The following is a 13,966-nucleotide window of genomic DNA, read 5'->3' on the forward strand; positions in this document are numbered from 1 at the left end:
CTCCATTCGCATGTCGCCGGACACGGCGCTTTTCATTTGGTGATGCTGAGTTCGCCAGGCGCCGAAGGCATGGCGCGGGTGGTCGAGCTGGTCGCGACCAGAAGTCCGAGAGTGAGCACGTAAGGCGCGGCGTAGAAGAGATAGTAGCCGCTGGTGACGCCGACCGATTGCAGCGCCGGCCCGAGTGCTCCAGCGCCGCCGAACAGCAGCGAGGCATAAAGGCAGTTAACAGGATTCCAGCGGGCGAAAATGACAAGCGCAACCGCCATCAGGCCCTGTCCGGAGGAAATGCCTTCATTCCAGCTGCCGGGATAATAGAGCGAGAGATAGGCTCCGCCGACGCCGGCCAGAGCGCCGCCCGCCGCCGTGCTCCACAGCCGCACACGGTTGACGTTGATTCCGAGCGCGCGGGCGGCGTCGGCGCTGTCGCCGGTGACCCTTATGGTCAGCCCGATTCGGGTGTTTTTCAGCATCCAGGCGGTTGCAAAAGCCAGAACGATCCCAATGAGGAAAAGCACATTGACGTTGAGAGCCGCCTGAACCTGCGGCAGGCCGGACAAGAAGCCGAGTGGTATTGCGGGGAGATCAGGCGCGACAGGCTGCACATAGGGCTTGCCGAAGAAGAAGGCGAGGCCGGTCCCGAAGATCATCAGCGCGATGCCGATGGCGATGTCGTTGACACGCGGCAGCTTGCAGATCCAGCCATGCAACAGGCCGAACAGCAGGCCGGAAAAGGCGGCGGCCATGACGCCCAGCCAGGGCGATCCTGTGTGATAGGCCACCGCATAGCCGCTCAAAGCGCCGAAGACGAGCGTGCCTTCCAGCCCGAGATTGATGCGTCCGGCGCGTTCCGTCAGGCATTCGCCTATGGAGACGAAGATGAACGGCGTGGACACGCGGATCGCGCCGCCGAGGATGGCGAGGGGCACGCCCCACAGACCGATATCGTCAGTCATTTCTGCCTCCGCTCGAAGATAGACATGAACCGCAGCCGACCCTGAAGCGTGTCGGACAGGAGGATGGCGATGAAGACCATGCCCTCCAACACCAGAACCGTCGCATCCGGCATGTCCATGCGTCTTTGAACCAGCCCGCTCGATGCTTCGAAGCCGGCGAAAAGAATGGCCGCGGGGATGATCGCCAGACCGTTGTGGCGGGCGAGAAAGGCAATGAGGATGCCGGTGTAGCCATAGCCCGCCGCAAGCGATGCATTGGCCGAACCATGGACCGCCGCCACCTCGAACATGCCGGCAAGGCCCGCAAAAGCGCCGCCGAGGGCTGTGAAGCCGATGGCGAGGACGCCCGCCGGAAGTCCCTGGATCTGCGCGGCGCGAACATTTCCGCCGACGATCCGGGCTGCAAAGCCAAAGGTTGTGCGTTCGATCAGCACCCAACTCACAATACAGGCGATGATGCCGACGGCAAGGCCCCAATGCACGCCAACGCCGGGGATCTCGCCGATGCGCCATGCTTCGGGCAGCGGCGCGGTGGACGGTTTGTTGAGGCTTGCGGGATCGCGCAGCGGGCCTTCGATGAGGTGGTTCATGAGCGCGATAGCGATATAGGCCATCAACAGGCTCGAAATGGTCTCGTTGACGCCGCGCAGCCGCCGGAGCGCCCCGACGCCGCCAATCCATACGCCGCCGACGACCATGGCCGCGATCGCCATAAAGGCGATGCCGATGGGCGCCGGCATTGACGGCGCTAGCATGGCGACGGCGCCCGCCGCCACACCGCCCAGAACAATCGCGCCTTCGCCGCCGATAATGACGAGGCCGAGCCTTGCAGGCAGCGCCACGCAGAGCGCCGCCAGCAGCAGAGGCGCTGCGCGCGCCAGTGTGTTCGTCCACGAAAAGGCCGTCCCGAAACCAGCCTTGAAGACCAGCAGGTAGAAGTCGACGGGCGATTTGCCGAGCACTGCGAGAAAGGCGGCGAATGCCGCCATCCCGGCCAACAGCGCCGCCAGCGGCAGGATCGCTGCCTCGATGCGGCGGGCTCCGGCTTCACTCAGGAAGCCCGCCCGCCCGGTGGATGACGCCACAAGTTCGGCCTGCATGCTCATGGTCTGCCCTCCAGTCTTCAGATGCCGTGTCAGGAGGTGGAGCCGACAACGCCTTCGACCAGATAGCTCATGCTTTCCAGCGCCACATCCGTTTCGACGAAGGCCTGTCCCTCTGTCGCCACGACATTGCCCTTGTTGTCCTTGAGCGGGCCCTTGATGGCGGCAAAGCCGCCCTTCATAATCTCGGCCTTCACCGCTTCGAACTGAGTGCGCGCCTGTTCCGAAACGGCCGGGCCAAGCGGGCTCATCTTGATGAAGCCATCGGCGATGCCGCCGCGCACAAAGTTTTCGATCGTCCCGCCGGCAAGCGTCGTCTTGACCATGTCGGTATAGACCTTGCCCCAGTTCCATTCAGCGCCCGTCAGATATTTTTCAGGCGCAAGCGCGCTCTGGTTGGCGTGATAGCCGCACAGAAACATGCCGCGGCCTGCGCCTGTTTCCATGACCACCTTGGGGCCGTCCACATGACAGGTGATCACGTCGACGCCCTGATCGGCCAGAGCATTCGTAGCCTCTGCCTCCTTGACGGCGAGCGACCACTCGCCGGTAAAGATGACATGGCACGTGATCGTGGGGTCGACGGCGCGAGCGCCGAGCAGGAAGGAGTTGATGTTCAACAGCACCTGCGGAATGGGTTTGGCGGCCACGAAACCGATTTTCTTGGTTTTTGTCGCATGGCCTGCGGCAATCCCGTTCAGATACTGACCCATGCCGATATAGCCGAAATAGGATCCGACATTCTTGGGCTTGTCCGGCGTCCACAGGCCGCCGCAATGCTCGAAGCGCACGGCGGGATTCTTCGGGGCCACGGCCAGGATATGCGGATCGAAATAGCCGAAGGATGTCGGAAACAGCAGTGTTGCGCCGTCAAAGCCGATCATGCTTTCCATGGTCTTCTGGACGTCGACGGTTTCGGGAACCTGTTCCTCTTCGACGACAGTGACGCCTTCCATCGCCTTGACGGCTGCGGCCCCCTGGGCATGGGACTGATTGTAGCCGAAGTCGTCTTTCGGACCGACATAAATGAAGCCGACGGTGAGCCCGGCGGCGCGCGCCATTCCTGCGGGCAGGATGCCGGAAAGGGCGGCTGCGCCGGCCATGCCGGCCGTGCTCTGCAGAAACTGGCGACGATTGGGCATCAGGATCTTGGACATGCGAAAGTTCCCCACTTTTCGTTAGACCGGTTGCGCGTTTATGGCTCCGAGCGGCCCGCGCCTTTGAATTTCGCCGTCAGTAATCCAGATAGACGCGCTTCTGTCTTGTGCTATGTTTTGGCTGGACCGCTGCAAGAATTGCAGCAGCTCGGAAAGGCCCGCCATGCGCTATCTCTCGTCCATCCGCTATATAGACGCTGTGGTGAAAGCCGGGTCCATCCGCGCGGCCGCAGATACGCTGGCAATCACCTCGACGGCGCTCAATCGCCGCATTCTGGCGATGGAAGCGGAACTCGGCGTGCCGATTTTCGAACGCATGCCGCATGGCGTGCGTCTGTCGGCAGCCGGCGAGATCTATATCCACCACATCCGTAACCAGCTTTCCGATATGGAGCGGGTGCGGTCGCAGATCGCTGATCTTTCGGGGGTGCGGCGGGGTCATGTCTCCATCGCCTGCAGCCAGGCGCTTTTACCTTATTTTCTGCCCAGCCAGATCGCGCTTTACCGGAAGGAACATCCGAATGTGACGTTCGGCGTGCATCTGCGCGACCGAGAAGCCGCCGAACAGGCGCTCGTCGATCATAGCGCCGATCTTGCCGTGGTGTTCGAACCCGTCCGGCTTACGGATTTCATGACCCTGATCCGGGTGCGCCAGCCGGTTCACGTGGTGATGTCCTGGGATCATCCGCTTGCGGCGAAGACAAATGTGCGCCTTTCAGATTGCGTCGATTATCCGATATCGCTTCCCACCACGCCCTATGGCGTCCGGCATCTGCTCGACATCGCCATGCGGGTCGCCGGGGTGCGCCTCGACCCGGTCATCCAATCGGACAATTTCGAATTTCTCCGCAATCACGCCGTGTCGGAAAACATCCTGACCTTCCAGATCCCGATCGGACTTGCCGAAGAAACATCCACCGGCCGGCTGATCTCCCGCCCGGTGGATGGTCGCGATGTGCCCGCAGGAATTCTTTATCTCGGCCAGTTGAAGGGGCGTACCCTGCCGGTTGCAGCCGCCCGCTTCGCCTCCCAACTCACCAGCGCGCTCGCAAGTCAGTTCGAGGCATCATAGATGGCGCGAAACAGCGTCAACCGGCGCTATTTCCCGCCAAATATCGCTTTTGCGCTGACAACGGTCTGCGGTCCGGTCACGACTCCGTCACCGAACATTCGCCCGGCGCTTCAGCAATTTTGACGTTGCGGCGGGATTTCAGAAAAAGGTTCCGGCCATTTCAGGAGAGCCCGCAAGAGCGTGCTCCATGAACTCGAGCGCGCTCTTGAGGGTATCGCGTTTTATTGGCCCGCCGAGGCAAATGCGCACGGCTTCGTCGGCCTGGCCATCAACAGTAAATGCGTCACTTGCGACCACGCCAATGCCGGAGTTACGCATTTGGGTCCCGAAGGTCGAACGAGTCCATCCGTTGGTCAACGGCAACCATATATTGAAGCTGATTGGGTCGCTTCTGTAGCTGCCTGCCGGCAGCACTTTCGCCACCAGGGCCTGGCGAGCGGCAGCTTCGGCGCGGATGAAGCGCAGGATACTGTCCGCTGTGCCATCCTCTATCCAGCGCGTGGCCAGGGCGGTGGAGAGCGGTGACGCCATGACGCTGGCCGCGCGCATGGCGCTGGCGAAGGGCCACGCCGCCCTGGTGTCGGGCACGACAACATAGGCCAGCCGCAGGCCGGCGCCGATGCATTTTGCAAGTCCACCGATATGCCAGGTCAGGTCGGGCGCCATGGCCGCAAGCGGAGCCGGGCCGTGCAGCGGAATAAACCCATACGCATCGTCCTCGACGATCGGGACGTGATATTTGCGGGCGACAGCGCAGATTTCCTCGCGCCGCTTTTCCGGTATCGTCAGCGTCATCGGGTTTTGAAGCGTCGGATTGAGGTAGAGCGCCTTCGGTTTGCCGGTTTTGCACATCTCGGCAAACGCAGCGGGAATGACGCCCTCATCGTCCATCGGCAACCCCACAAGATTAAGGCGAAGCTGAGCGGCAATCGAGCGCATGCCGGGATAGGTTATATTCTCCGACAGCACCAACTCACCCGGCTTTGCCAACAGCCCGAAAATCGCCAAAAGCGCCGGATGCGCCCCGGGCGTCACGAAGATACGTTCTTGCGAGGGAACCAGTCCTCGGCGACTAAGCCATGAAGCGGCGGCTTCCTTGTCCATTCCGGCGCCGCCAAAACCCTGATAGCGCAGCAGCGGGATCAAATTGGTGGATACGGCGGAGAGCCCCTCCTGCATACGCGCCAGAAGATCCGGATCATCCGGTTCCGGCGGCATATTCATCGAAAAATCGACGACGGAGGTGCGTCTCGCATCCAGCGCGGCCTGCGAGACGAAACCGCGCCGTTCCTTTTCGGGGCCGCCCGTGACGAAAGTTCCGCGTCCGACATGGGGGGCAACCAGTCCTCGCTTTTGCGCCTCGACATAGCCGCGCGCAACGGTGGTGAAATCGATCGCCAAGCGTTTCGCAAGCTCTCTTTGTGGCGGCAACCTGTCGCCAACCAGCAGCTTGCCGCTCTTCAGATCCATCTCGATGACGTCGGCGATCGCCATGTAGCGTGGGCCGCTGCTGCGGGAGAGGTCTGGAAGCCAGGATTTCATGACAACTCATCTATCGTGAACATTGACCGTATATTGTTGCTTTCCGGCTCTGTCACGCAAAAAGCGACTGCTCAACTCGGCAGCAACGCGCTTTCCGTTTGCCAAGCAGAAGTGACAGCACATTGACTGCATTCAAAGTCGATCAACGCGCCTACGAGTTCACCAGATTTTTGCCCAGAGTTTAGCGTGAGCGAGATATTCCCAGCAACATTGAATGCATACTTGAATGCAGATCATGCGGTTTTGATTTGATATTAGGCAAAACGCGGACTGGCACACCCATTGCAATTGAATGGCAGTGGCCCGCCCTGGGCCGAGGTCAAAACAGGAGCCATTTCATGCCCGCTATCACCGCCCCCGCCCACGCTGATGGAGATTTCTTCGTCGACTATGAGGAAAAGGTATTCGAAGATGTCCAGGCGATGGAAGGTGAAAAAGCCCTCATCACCTTCCACACCGTCGCCTTCGAAGGCTCGATCGGCCTTGTCAACCTGCTCCAGGCCAAGCGTCTGAAGCGAAAGGGTTATGACACCTCCGTACTGCTCTATGGCCCGGGCGTTACGCTCGGCATCCAGCGCGGTTTCCCCAAACTCGGTTCCGAAGCTTTCCCCGGACATCTCAACTTCAACAACCAGATCAAGGGCTTTCTGGAGGAAGGCGGCAAGGTCTATGCCTGCCGGTTTGCCCTTCAGGCGCTTTATGGCCACGGTGAGCCGGCCCTCATTCCCGGCATCACTCCCATCAGCCCGCTGGATGTGCTCGATCTCATGTTGATCCACCGCCGCGCGGGCGCTGTCATCCTGGACACCTGGACGCTGTAACCCCACTCATCCGCGTCCATCTTGGCGCGTTCGGAAGGCGGGGTCCGCTCCGCCTCCTTCACCTCAATTCAAGGAAATCGTCATGGCTGACAACAGGACAGTTCGGGCCGCCGCCGCACAGATCGCGCCGGATCTCACCTCAGGCGACAAGACGTTGACCCGGGTGCTTGAAACGATCCGCGAAGCCGCAGCCAAGGGCGCCGAACTGATCGTATTCCCGGAGACCTTCGTCCCCTGGTATCCCTATTTTTCCTTCGTCCTGCCGCCGGTCCTTTCCGGCCGCGAACATTTGCGGCTCTATGAGGAGGCGGTCACAGTTCCCAGTGCTGCGACCGACGCGGTAGCGGCAGCAGCCCGCGAAAACGGCATGGTCGTTGCGCTCGGCGTCAATGAGCGGGATCATGGCACGCTCTACAACACCCAGCTCATCTTCGACGCCGACGGGACCCTTGTCCTCAAGCGGCGCAAGATCACCCCTACTTTCCATGAGCGGATGATCTGGGGCCAAGGGGATGGCTCCGGCCTCAAGGTGGTCGACAGCAAGATCGGACGCATCGGCGCGCTCGCCTGCTGGGAACATTACAATCCCCTCGCCCGCTACGCGTTGATGGCGCAGCATGAGGAAATCCATGTCGCGCAATTCCCAGGCTCCATGGTCGGTCCGATCTTCGCCGACCAGATGGAAGTCACCATCCGCCATCATGCGCTGGAAAGCGGCTGTTTCGTCGTCAACGCCACCGGCTGGCTGATGGATGAGCAGATCCGAACCATCACCCCGGACGAGGGCCTGCAGAAGGCCCTGCGCGGCGGCTGCATGACGGCGATCATCTCTCCGGAAGGCAAGCACCTGGCGCCGCCGATCACCGAGGGTGAAGGCATCCTGATTGCCGATCTCGACATGAGCCTGATCCTCAAACGCAAGCGGATGATGGATTCCGTGGGCCACTATGCGCGCCCGGAACTGTTGCATCTCGTCATCAACGACCGCCCGGCAAACACGATGGTAGCCGCTCATCCTTTCCTCGAAACCGCACAGACAGGGAGCAATACCCATGGACACCAGACCCCAGCTTTCGACGGAAACCCTGATCAACGAATTGCAGTCGTTCGGCGCGAGGCTCGTTGATCCCAAGGCCGGCCACGAGAGCCGCCGCGGCGGCGCTGGCCCCTCCGATCACAAAGCGCTCACTATCGACGGCATGACGGTCATGGTCCCGGTGCACACGGCGCCCGCCTTCGAAAGCCCCTACCTTGTCGAAAGACCGGATGAAGCGGGTAACAGCCGCATCAGTCGTGACGGCCGGGTCATCGGCGAAGTCTCCTTCCCCCTGCGCCCCCGTTTTTACGAGCGCTCGACGGCAGACGGCATTCCCTATTCACAGATCGCCGTACTGCACGGACGCGACGTGCTGGCAACCACCGTGTTGCAGACCTGTATACGCTACCAGAGCCGCACGAAAACCTGTCAATTCTGCGCCATCGGCCAGTCGCTGGCGGCAGGACGTACTGTCGCCCACAAGACGCCGGCGCAGCTTGCCGAAGTCGCCAAGGCCGCCGTCGAGCTCGATGGCGTCAAGCATATGGTGATGACCACGGGCACGCCGAAGGGCGACGATCGGGGCGCTGCGGTGCTGGCGGACAGCGCTCGCGCCATCAAGGCGGCAGTGGATATTCCCATTCAGGCGCAATGTGAGCCGCCGGAAGACGACATTTGGTTTTCACGCATGAAGGAAGCCGGAGTCGATGCGCTCGGCATGCATCTCGAAGTGGTGACGCCGGAGATCCGCGCCCGCATCATGCCGGGCAAGGCGCAGGTCGGCATCGAGAAATATATGGCGTCCTTCAAGACGGCGGTCCAAATATTCGGACGTGGACAGGTCTCCACCTATATCCTCGCAGGCCTTGGCGACACACGCGAAGCCATCCTCGACATCTGCGAAAGGCTGGTGGCGACAGGCGTCTATCCCTTTGTCGTGCCCTTCGTGCCGATCTCGGGCACGCCGCTTGAAAGCCATCCCGCGCCAAAACCCGAATTCATGCACTCGATCCTCGGGCCCTTGTCGAAACTGCTTGTCCAAAGCGGCCTGAAAGCCGTGGACATCAAGGCCGGCTGTGGCAAATGCGGCGCCTGCTCCGCCCTTTCCACCTATGAAAGGATGCTGACCAAATGATGATCGAACCCTTCTCGCCCTTCCGCACCAGCGAATTCCAGGTGAAGTTCGCGACATCGGCCTGGGAACGTAGCCAGGCCCATGCCCTTCGCCGGGAAGTATTCTGCCGTGAACAGCAAATTTTCCAGAACGACGACCGGGACGCGATCGACGATTCCGCCACCCCCATCGTTGCGCTTTCCATGCTCGGCGTTGCCGCCGACCAGGTGGTCGGCACAGTGCGCATCCATGAGGAACAGCCGGGTCTCTGGTGGGGTTCGCGCCTTGCCGTCCACGAGGATTTCCGCAAGATCGGCGCGCTCGGCGCCACGCTGATCCGGCTTGCCGTTTCCTCCGCCAATGCCATGGGTTGCCACACGTTCCTGGCCAATGTTCAGGTGCAGAACGGGTTGCTGTTTCGCCGCCTGCATTGGGATGTGGTCGAAGAATTCGAGATCTACGGCAAACCGCACTTGCGGATGCAGGCGGATCTCAGCTGGTATCCGCCTTGCGCCACGCCGGAGGCGGGTTTCGTGGCGCTCGCCAAACGGGCGGCATGACGATGGCGGATGTCGACCTCGCCGCGCTCGCAGAAAAGCTACGAGCCAGCAACGGGATCGCGGCCAAACACGATATTGGCGGCGTCACCGCGCGGCTCGGCGTCAAGGATAAGTCTGTCCCCGTGGGGGACGACTGCGCCGCCCTCCCTGACGGGGACGGCTACCTGCTGTTCGCCATCGAAGGCTTCATGAACGCCTTCGTCGCCGCTGATCCCTGGTTTGCCGGCTGGTGCGGCGTCATGGTCAATATCTCCGACGTGGTCGCCATGGGCGGCCGGCCAACCGCCGTGGTCGATGCTGTCTGGGCCGATGGCGAGGCGGGCGCAGCTCCGATACTGGACGGCATGCGGGCAGCGGCAGAGGCTTATGGCGTGCCGATTGTCGGCGGTCACACCAATATCCGCACCGACCGGGGCCAGTTGTCCGTCGCCATTGTCGGGCGCGCAAAACGCCTGCTGACCAGCTTCGACGCTCGCCCCGGCGACGTGCTGGTTGCCGCCGTCGATCATCGCGGCCGCTACCGCGCCCCCTTCGACAACTGGGAAGCCGCGACCGATGCGCCGGCTGACAGGCTGCGCGGCGATCTCGACATCCTGCCGCAGATCGCGGAAGCAGGGCTTTGTCTTGCCGCCAAGGACATCAGCCAGGGCGGGATCATCGGCACGGCGATCATGCTGGCCGAATGTTCCGGTGTCGGCGTCGATATCGAAGTTGCAGCCATCCCAATGCCCTCCGGCGTCAGCCTCGACCGCTGGCTGGGCACCTTTCCGAGCTTTGGCTATCTGCTGTCCGTTGCGCCTGACAATGTCAATGCTGTGCTCGACCGGTTTGCGGGCCGCGCGATTTCCGCCGCCATTATTGGAGCTGTGCAGCCTGGCAGCGCCGTCTCGATCACGGACGGATCCAGGCGCATCCTTATCCGCGACCATGCGACAACACCCCTCATGCAGCTTGGGCCGACGGAGGATTGCCGATGATCCGGCCGCTTCGCATCGCCATGCTGACCCATTCCACCAATCCGCGCGGCGGCGTCGTGCATGCGATGCAGCTTTCCGAGGCGTTGACAGCCCAAGGTCACGCGCTGACGCTGCACGCGCCTGACGTCAAGGGCGGAGGTTTCTTCCGCACTCCCGCCTGTAAGACGGCCTGCCTGCAGGTCGGGCCAGCTTTAGCGGATATGACGGCCATGGTGGAGCAGCGTATTGCCGATTATGTCAGCTATTTCGAACCCGCGGCGCATCGAGATTTCGACGTCTTCCATGCCCATGACGGCATTTCGGGCAATGCTCTGGCGACGATGAAGGAGCGGGGCCTGATTTCGGGTTTCGTGCGCACCGTCCACCACATCGATCAGTTTGAAGATCCGCGCCTCATGGCCCTTCAGGACCGTTCGATCCGATGCGCCGATGCCTTCTTCTCCGTCAGCAAGATATGGCGGGACGTCTTGCGCGACAGCCACGGCGTGGATGCAACCGTGGTCGGCAACGGTGTCGACACCAACCGTTTCGCCCCCACCTGGAGCGGCGAACAGACCGCGCTGCGCGATCGGATAGGCCTTCCCGCCGGCCCGATTTTCTTGAGCATTGGTGGAATCGAGGCGCGCAAGAACACGCTCGGGATTCTAGATGCATTTCGACAGCTTCGCGCCGTCAGGCCGGATGCGCAACTGGTTATCGCCGGAGGAGTGTCGTTGCTCGACCACCGGGATTATCAGGACGAGTTCCAGTCCCATTTGCGGGCGCTGCACGACGATGCCAGCGCGGTTCACTTGGTTGGCGCCGTGTCCGATGATGATATGCCGAACCTCTACCGGCTCGCCGACGCGCTGGTGTTCCCCTCGCTGAAAGAGGGCTTCGGTCTCGTCGTTCTAGAGGCCCTGGCGAGCGGCGTTCCCGCCATCGTGCCATCGATTGCGCCTTTTACCGAATATCTGGGCCGCGACGACGCCCTCTGGTGCGATCCCCGCCACTCGGCTTCGATTGCCGAAGCCATGGCCCTGGGTCTGGTTCCGCAGATCCGCGAACGTGTCATCCCGCGCGGCATGGAGGTCGCGGGGCGCTTCACATGGCGGCGGGTCGCGGAATCCCATCTTTCCACTTACACACGATTGAAGGAGGCAGTTCATGCCTGAGATCCGCTTTGTCATCACCTGGCCGGATGGCGAGGAAGAGACCTGTTATTCACCCTCCCTGGTCATTCGCGACTTTTTCACCGAGGGTGAAAGTTATCCGGTGGCGGATTTTGTCGACCGCAGCCGAAAGGCGCTCACCATCGCCAGTGATCGGGTCGCCGCAAAATACGGATTTGCCTGTTCTGCGGCACACGACCAACTCGCCCGCATCGAAGCCGCAGCCCTCCCCTTTCTGGAGCGCGCGGACGCCCGCGTCCGCTGCGAGACCTTCATCCTTTGAAAGGACCCAAGATGACCCGATCCCTGAAATCCCATTATAGCGCCGTTGTGGTGGGTGGCGGCCAGGCAGGCCTCTCCGCCAGCCATTACCTCAAGAAACACGGGCTCGACCATGTCGTGTTCGAAAAGAAGACCGTGGCCCATAAATGGAAGGACGAGCGCTGGGATGCGTTTTGCCTGGTCACCCCGAACTGGCAATGCCAACTACCCGACCATCCCTATGATGGCGCCGATCCGCATGGCTTCATGGTGAAGGATGAGATCGTCGCTTATGTCGATCGCTTCGTCAAAAAGGTCGACGCGCCGGTTTTCGAGGGCGTGAGCGTTACCGCGCTGGAGAAGTTCGGCGGTCTTTTCCGCGTCGAATCGTCAGCCGGGACCGTCACGACCGACAACGTCATCCTCGCCACCAGCCTCTACAGCCAGCCCTTCGCGCCGCGTTCCGCGGAACGTCTCCCCGATGAAATCACCCAGATCCACACGGCCAACTACCGCAATCCCGCGCAACTGCCGCCGGGCGCCGTCATCGTCGTCGGCTCCGGCCAGTCCGGCTGCCAGATCGCCGAAGACCTGCATCTGGCCGGCCGCAAGGTGCATATGGTCACCGGCAACGCCCCGCGCTGCGCCCGCTTCTACCGCGGCCGAGACGTCGTCGACTGGCTGGCGGATATCGGCCAATACGATATCACCGTCGCCCATAACGGCATGTCTAAAAAGAAGCACGACACCAACCACTATCTGACCGGTCGCGATGGCGGGCGCGATATCGACCTTAGAAAATTCGCGCTGGAAGGCATGGCCCTTTATGGACGGATGGCGGGCGTTTCCAAAGGGAAAATGCTGTTCGAGCCAAACCTCAAGAGCAATCTCGATGGAGCCGACCGCGTCTATAACGGCATCAACGCGCTTATCGATCGCCATATCGCGGAAAAGGGCATCGACGCGCCGGCCGGCAGCCCTTATTTCCCGCTCTGGGAACCGGAGCACGAAACGACAGAACTGGATCTCGAAGCTGAAGGCGTCACATCCGTCATCTGGGCGACAGGCTTTACGCCCGATTGGTCCTATGTTGGATTGCCTATCTTCGACGGGACCGGATATCCCGTCCAGCGACGTGGGGTAACCGGGATGGACGGCGTCTATGTACTGGGCCTTCCCTGGCTTTGGACCTGGGGATCCGGTCGGTTCCTCGCCGTTGGCAAGGACGCCGAATATGTGGTCGACCATCTGGCGACGCGGCTGGAGCGGGCACGGCGTCCGCTGAAACAAGCGGCGAACGGATAAGCGATGAACCTCGCTTTCCGGCCCGCTATTTTGGACGAACCATCGAGCCGCGATCTTATGGACCGCGCGCTCGACCCGCACCTGCTCGTCGGCATGCCGCATCTGACGCCGCACGGCCTGTCGGAAACCTGGCTGATGAAGGAGTTGGGACATCGGCATTGGTTGATGCTGGCGCGCGATCTCGGCATGGACGACGCCGATTTCCGCACTGTCGATGGAGAGCAAGCCTATGCGGCCATCTGTGCGACTTCGCTATGCGAAGCGCGCCTGGAATGCGTGAGGGCAAACAGCATCCTGACCATCCGTTCAGAGCTGTCGACCGTCTCGCGCACCCAGATCGCGACGAGCCACGACCTCTTCGCCGAAGGGAGCAAAATCGGACGGGTGGAATTGATCTCCGCCTTCGTTCGCAGGGAAATTCACGGGTGCAATCATTCTCTTGCACGCGCAGCGGTGCTAACGTCAGAGGCGGCCCCCTACAAATTCAACCAACTCGCAAAGACCGCCGCAGATATTCGCAATTTACGGATAGCGACCTATTGGGGCCTGCCAGTCACAGCCAAGGAGCCCCTGCGATCATTTCGATACGATCCTGCGGTCTCTCAGGAGTTCAATGGCGCCGGTCTTTTCTATTTTGCGGAATTCCAGGCTCTTGCGGAGCGCGCTCTCGACGCCTGGCTTCCCGAACGCGAACCGTTGAAACGGCGGGATGTCTTTTTTCTCGGTAATATAGAAAGGAGCGAAGGCCTCATCTTTGACTTGGTCGCAGCGTCAGACAACGGCGACGTGTTCAATGGCCAGATCAGACGGCAATCCGGTGATGTGATCGCGAAACTTTTCATGTCTTCCAAGGAACTGCCATGAGGACCAAATCATCGAAGGATCGTGGTCAACCCGTTGCCCAACGCCAA

General features: G+C 61.5%; 14 protein-coding genes. 10 read left to right on the forward strand and 4 right to left on the reverse strand.

What is annotated here, in order from left to right; all coding sequences use genetic code 11:
• Positions 1-32 precede the first annotated feature (32 nt).
• From M2360_RS25605 to M2360_RS25615, 3 genes are read right to left on the reverse strand one after another with little or no spacing between them, the layout of a single operon-like run.
• Positions 33-956, reverse strand: coding sequence for an ABC transporter permease (locus M2360_RS25605; protein ID WP_280778222.1), 924 nt, complete (start codon positions 954-956; stop codon positions 33-35).
• The gene (locus tag M2360_RS25610) at positions 953-2,056 is read right to left on the reverse strand and encodes an ABC transporter permease (RefSeq protein ID WP_280778250.1); all 1,104 of its coding nucleotides are present in this window, start codon (positions 2,054-2,056) and stop codon (positions 953-955) included. Before M2360_RS25610 ends, M2360_RS25605 begins: the two co-directional genes overlap by 4 nt.
• A gap of 35 nt (positions 2,057-2,091) precedes the next feature.
• On the reverse strand, positions 2,092-3,216 hold the full coding sequence (locus M2360_RS25615; RefSeq protein ID WP_280778223.1) for a BMP family ABC transporter substrate-binding protein: 1,125 nt from the start codon (positions 3,214-3,216) through the stop codon (positions 2,092-2,094).
• 163 nt (positions 3,217-3,379) lie between these two features.
• On the opposite strand from M2360_RS25615, the gene M2360_RS25620 reads away from it, so the two are divergent.
• The gene (locus M2360_RS25620; RefSeq protein ID WP_280778224.1) at positions 3,380-4,288 is read left to right on the forward strand and encodes a LysR family transcriptional regulator; all 909 of its coding nucleotides are present in this window, start codon (positions 3,380-3,382) and stop codon (positions 4,286-4,288) included.
• 138 nt (positions 4,289-4,426) lie between these two features.
• Here M2360_RS25620 and M2360_RS25625 read toward each other — a convergent pair whose 3' ends face one another.
• Entirely contained in the window at positions 4,427-5,830 is a 1,404-nt protein-coding gene (locus M2360_RS25625; protein ID WP_280778225.1) for a PLP-dependent aminotransferase family protein, read from the reverse strand.
• A gap of 338 nt (positions 5,831-6,168) precedes the next feature.
• Between M2360_RS25625 and M2360_RS25630 the strand changes: the two genes are divergently transcribed.
• The 9 genes from M2360_RS25630 (at position 6,169) to M2360_RS25670 (ending at position 13,919) form a co-directional block, all read left to right on the forward strand.
• Positions 6,169-6,651, forward strand: a complete 483-nt coding sequence (locus M2360_RS25630; protein WP_280778226.1) for an MSMEG_0572/Sll0783 family nitrogen starvation response protein — start codon at positions 6,169-6,171, stop codon at positions 6,649-6,651.
• A gap of 82 nt (positions 6,652-6,733) precedes the next feature.
• Positions 6,734-7,777 carry a Nit6803 family nitrilase gene (locus tag M2360_RS25635; protein ID WP_280778227.1) on the forward strand — a complete coding sequence of 348 codons (1,044 nt, stop codon included), beginning with the start codon at positions 6,734-6,736 and terminating at the stop codon, positions 7,775-7,777.
• Positions 7,704-8,822, forward strand: a complete 1,119-nt coding sequence (locus M2360_RS25640; RefSeq protein WP_280778228.1) for an MSMEG_0568 family radical SAM protein — start codon at positions 7,704-7,706, stop codon at positions 8,820-8,822. The genes M2360_RS25635 and M2360_RS25640 overlap by 74 nt, the downstream gene beginning before the upstream one ends.
• Positions 8,819-9,361 carry an MSMEG_0567/Sll0786 family nitrogen starvation N-acetyltransferase gene (locus tag M2360_RS25645; protein ID WP_280778229.1) on the forward strand — a complete coding sequence of 181 codons (543 nt, stop codon included), beginning with the start codon at positions 8,819-8,821 and terminating at the stop codon, positions 9,359-9,361. The genes M2360_RS25640 and M2360_RS25645 overlap by 4 nt, the downstream gene beginning before the upstream one ends.
• 2 nt (positions 9,362-9,363) lie before the next feature.
• On the forward strand, positions 9,364-10,338 hold the full coding sequence (locus M2360_RS25650; protein ID WP_280778230.1) for a sll0787 family AIR synthase-like protein: 975 nt from the start codon (positions 9,364-9,366) through the stop codon (positions 10,336-10,338).
• Positions 10,335-11,492, forward strand: a complete 1,158-nt coding sequence (locus tag M2360_RS25655) for an MSMEG_0565 family glycosyltransferase (RefSeq protein ID WP_280778231.1) — start codon at positions 10,335-10,337, stop codon at positions 11,490-11,492. The genes M2360_RS25650 and M2360_RS25655 overlap by 4 nt, the downstream gene beginning before the upstream one ends.
• Positions 11,485-11,772, forward strand: coding sequence for an MSMEG_0570 family nitrogen starvation response protein (locus M2360_RS25660; RefSeq protein ID WP_280778232.1), 288 nt, complete (start codon positions 11,485-11,487; stop codon positions 11,770-11,772). The genes M2360_RS25655 and M2360_RS25660 overlap by 8 nt, the downstream gene beginning before the upstream one ends.
• An 11-nt stretch (positions 11,773-11,783) precedes the next feature.
• The gene (locus M2360_RS25665; RefSeq protein WP_280778233.1) at positions 11,784-13,055 is read left to right on the forward strand and encodes an MSMEG_0569 family flavin-dependent oxidoreductase; all 1,272 of its coding nucleotides are present in this window, start codon (positions 11,784-11,786) and stop codon (positions 13,053-13,055) included.
• A gap of 3 nt (positions 13,056-13,058) precedes the next feature.
• The gene (locus tag M2360_RS25670) at positions 13,059-13,919 is read left to right on the forward strand and encodes a Pnap_2097 family protein (RefSeq protein WP_280778234.1); all 861 of its coding nucleotides are present in this window, start codon (positions 13,059-13,061) and stop codon (positions 13,917-13,919) included.
• Positions 13,920-13,966 lie beyond the last annotated feature (47 nt).

The sequence above is a fragment of the Rhizobium sp. SG_E_25_P2 genome, assembly GCF_029892285.1.
GTDB lineage: Bacteria > Pseudomonadota > Alphaproteobacteria > Rhizobiales > Rhizobiaceae > Rhizobium_E.

What these genes read in the sequence shown, in the direction of transcription:
- M2360_RS25670 (WP_280778234.1), top strand. Translation starts at nt 13,059, where the DNA reads ATGAACCTCGCTTTCCGGCCCGCTATTTTGGACGAACCATCGAGCCGC.
- M2360_RS25610 (WP_280778250.1), bottom strand. Translation starts at nt 2,056, where the DNA reads ATGCAGGCCGAACTTGTGGCGTCATCCACCGGGCGGGCGGGCTTCCTG.
- M2360_RS25620 (WP_280778224.1), top strand. Translation starts at nt 3,380, where the DNA reads ATGCGCTATCTCTCGTCCATCCGCTATATAGACGCTGTGGTGAAAGCC.
- M2360_RS25655 (WP_280778231.1), top strand. Translation starts at nt 10,335, where the DNA reads ATGATCCGGCCGCTTCGCATCGCCATGCTGACCCATTCCACCAATCCG.
- M2360_RS25665 (WP_280778233.1), top strand. Translation starts at nt 11,784, where the DNA reads ATGACCCGATCCCTGAAATCCCATTATAGCGCCGTTGTGGTGGGTGGC.
- M2360_RS25630 (WP_280778226.1), top strand. Translation starts at nt 6,169, where the DNA reads ATGCCCGCTATCACCGCCCCCGCCCACGCTGATGGAGATTTCTTCGTC.
- M2360_RS25605 (WP_280778222.1), bottom strand. Translation starts at nt 956, where the DNA reads ATGACTGACGATATCGGTCTGTGGGGCGTGCCCCTCGCCATCCTCGGC.
- M2360_RS25660 (WP_280778232.1), top strand. Translation starts at nt 11,485, where the DNA reads ATGCCTGAGATCCGCTTTGTCATCACCTGGCCGGATGGCGAGGAAGAG.
- M2360_RS25650 (WP_280778230.1), top strand. Translation starts at nt 9,364, where the DNA reads ATGGCGGATGTCGACCTCGCCGCGCTCGCAGAAAAGCTACGAGCCAGC.
- M2360_RS25645 (WP_280778229.1), top strand. Translation starts at nt 8,819, where the DNA reads ATGATGATCGAACCCTTCTCGCCCTTCCGCACCAGCGAATTCCAGGTG.
- M2360_RS25625 (WP_280778225.1), bottom strand. Translation starts at nt 5,830, where the DNA reads ATGAAATCCTGGCTTCCAGACCTCTCCCGCAGCAGCGGCCCACGCTAC.
- M2360_RS25635 (WP_280778227.1), top strand. Translation starts at nt 6,734, where the DNA reads ATGGCTGACAACAGGACAGTTCGGGCCGCCGCCGCACAGATCGCGCCG.
- M2360_RS25640 (WP_280778228.1), top strand. Translation starts at nt 7,704, where the DNA reads ATGGACACCAGACCCCAGCTTTCGACGGAAACCCTGATCAACGAATTG.
- M2360_RS25615 (WP_280778223.1), bottom strand. Translation starts at nt 3,216, where the DNA reads ATGTCCAAGATCCTGATGCCCAATCGTCGCCAGTTTCTGCAGAGCACG.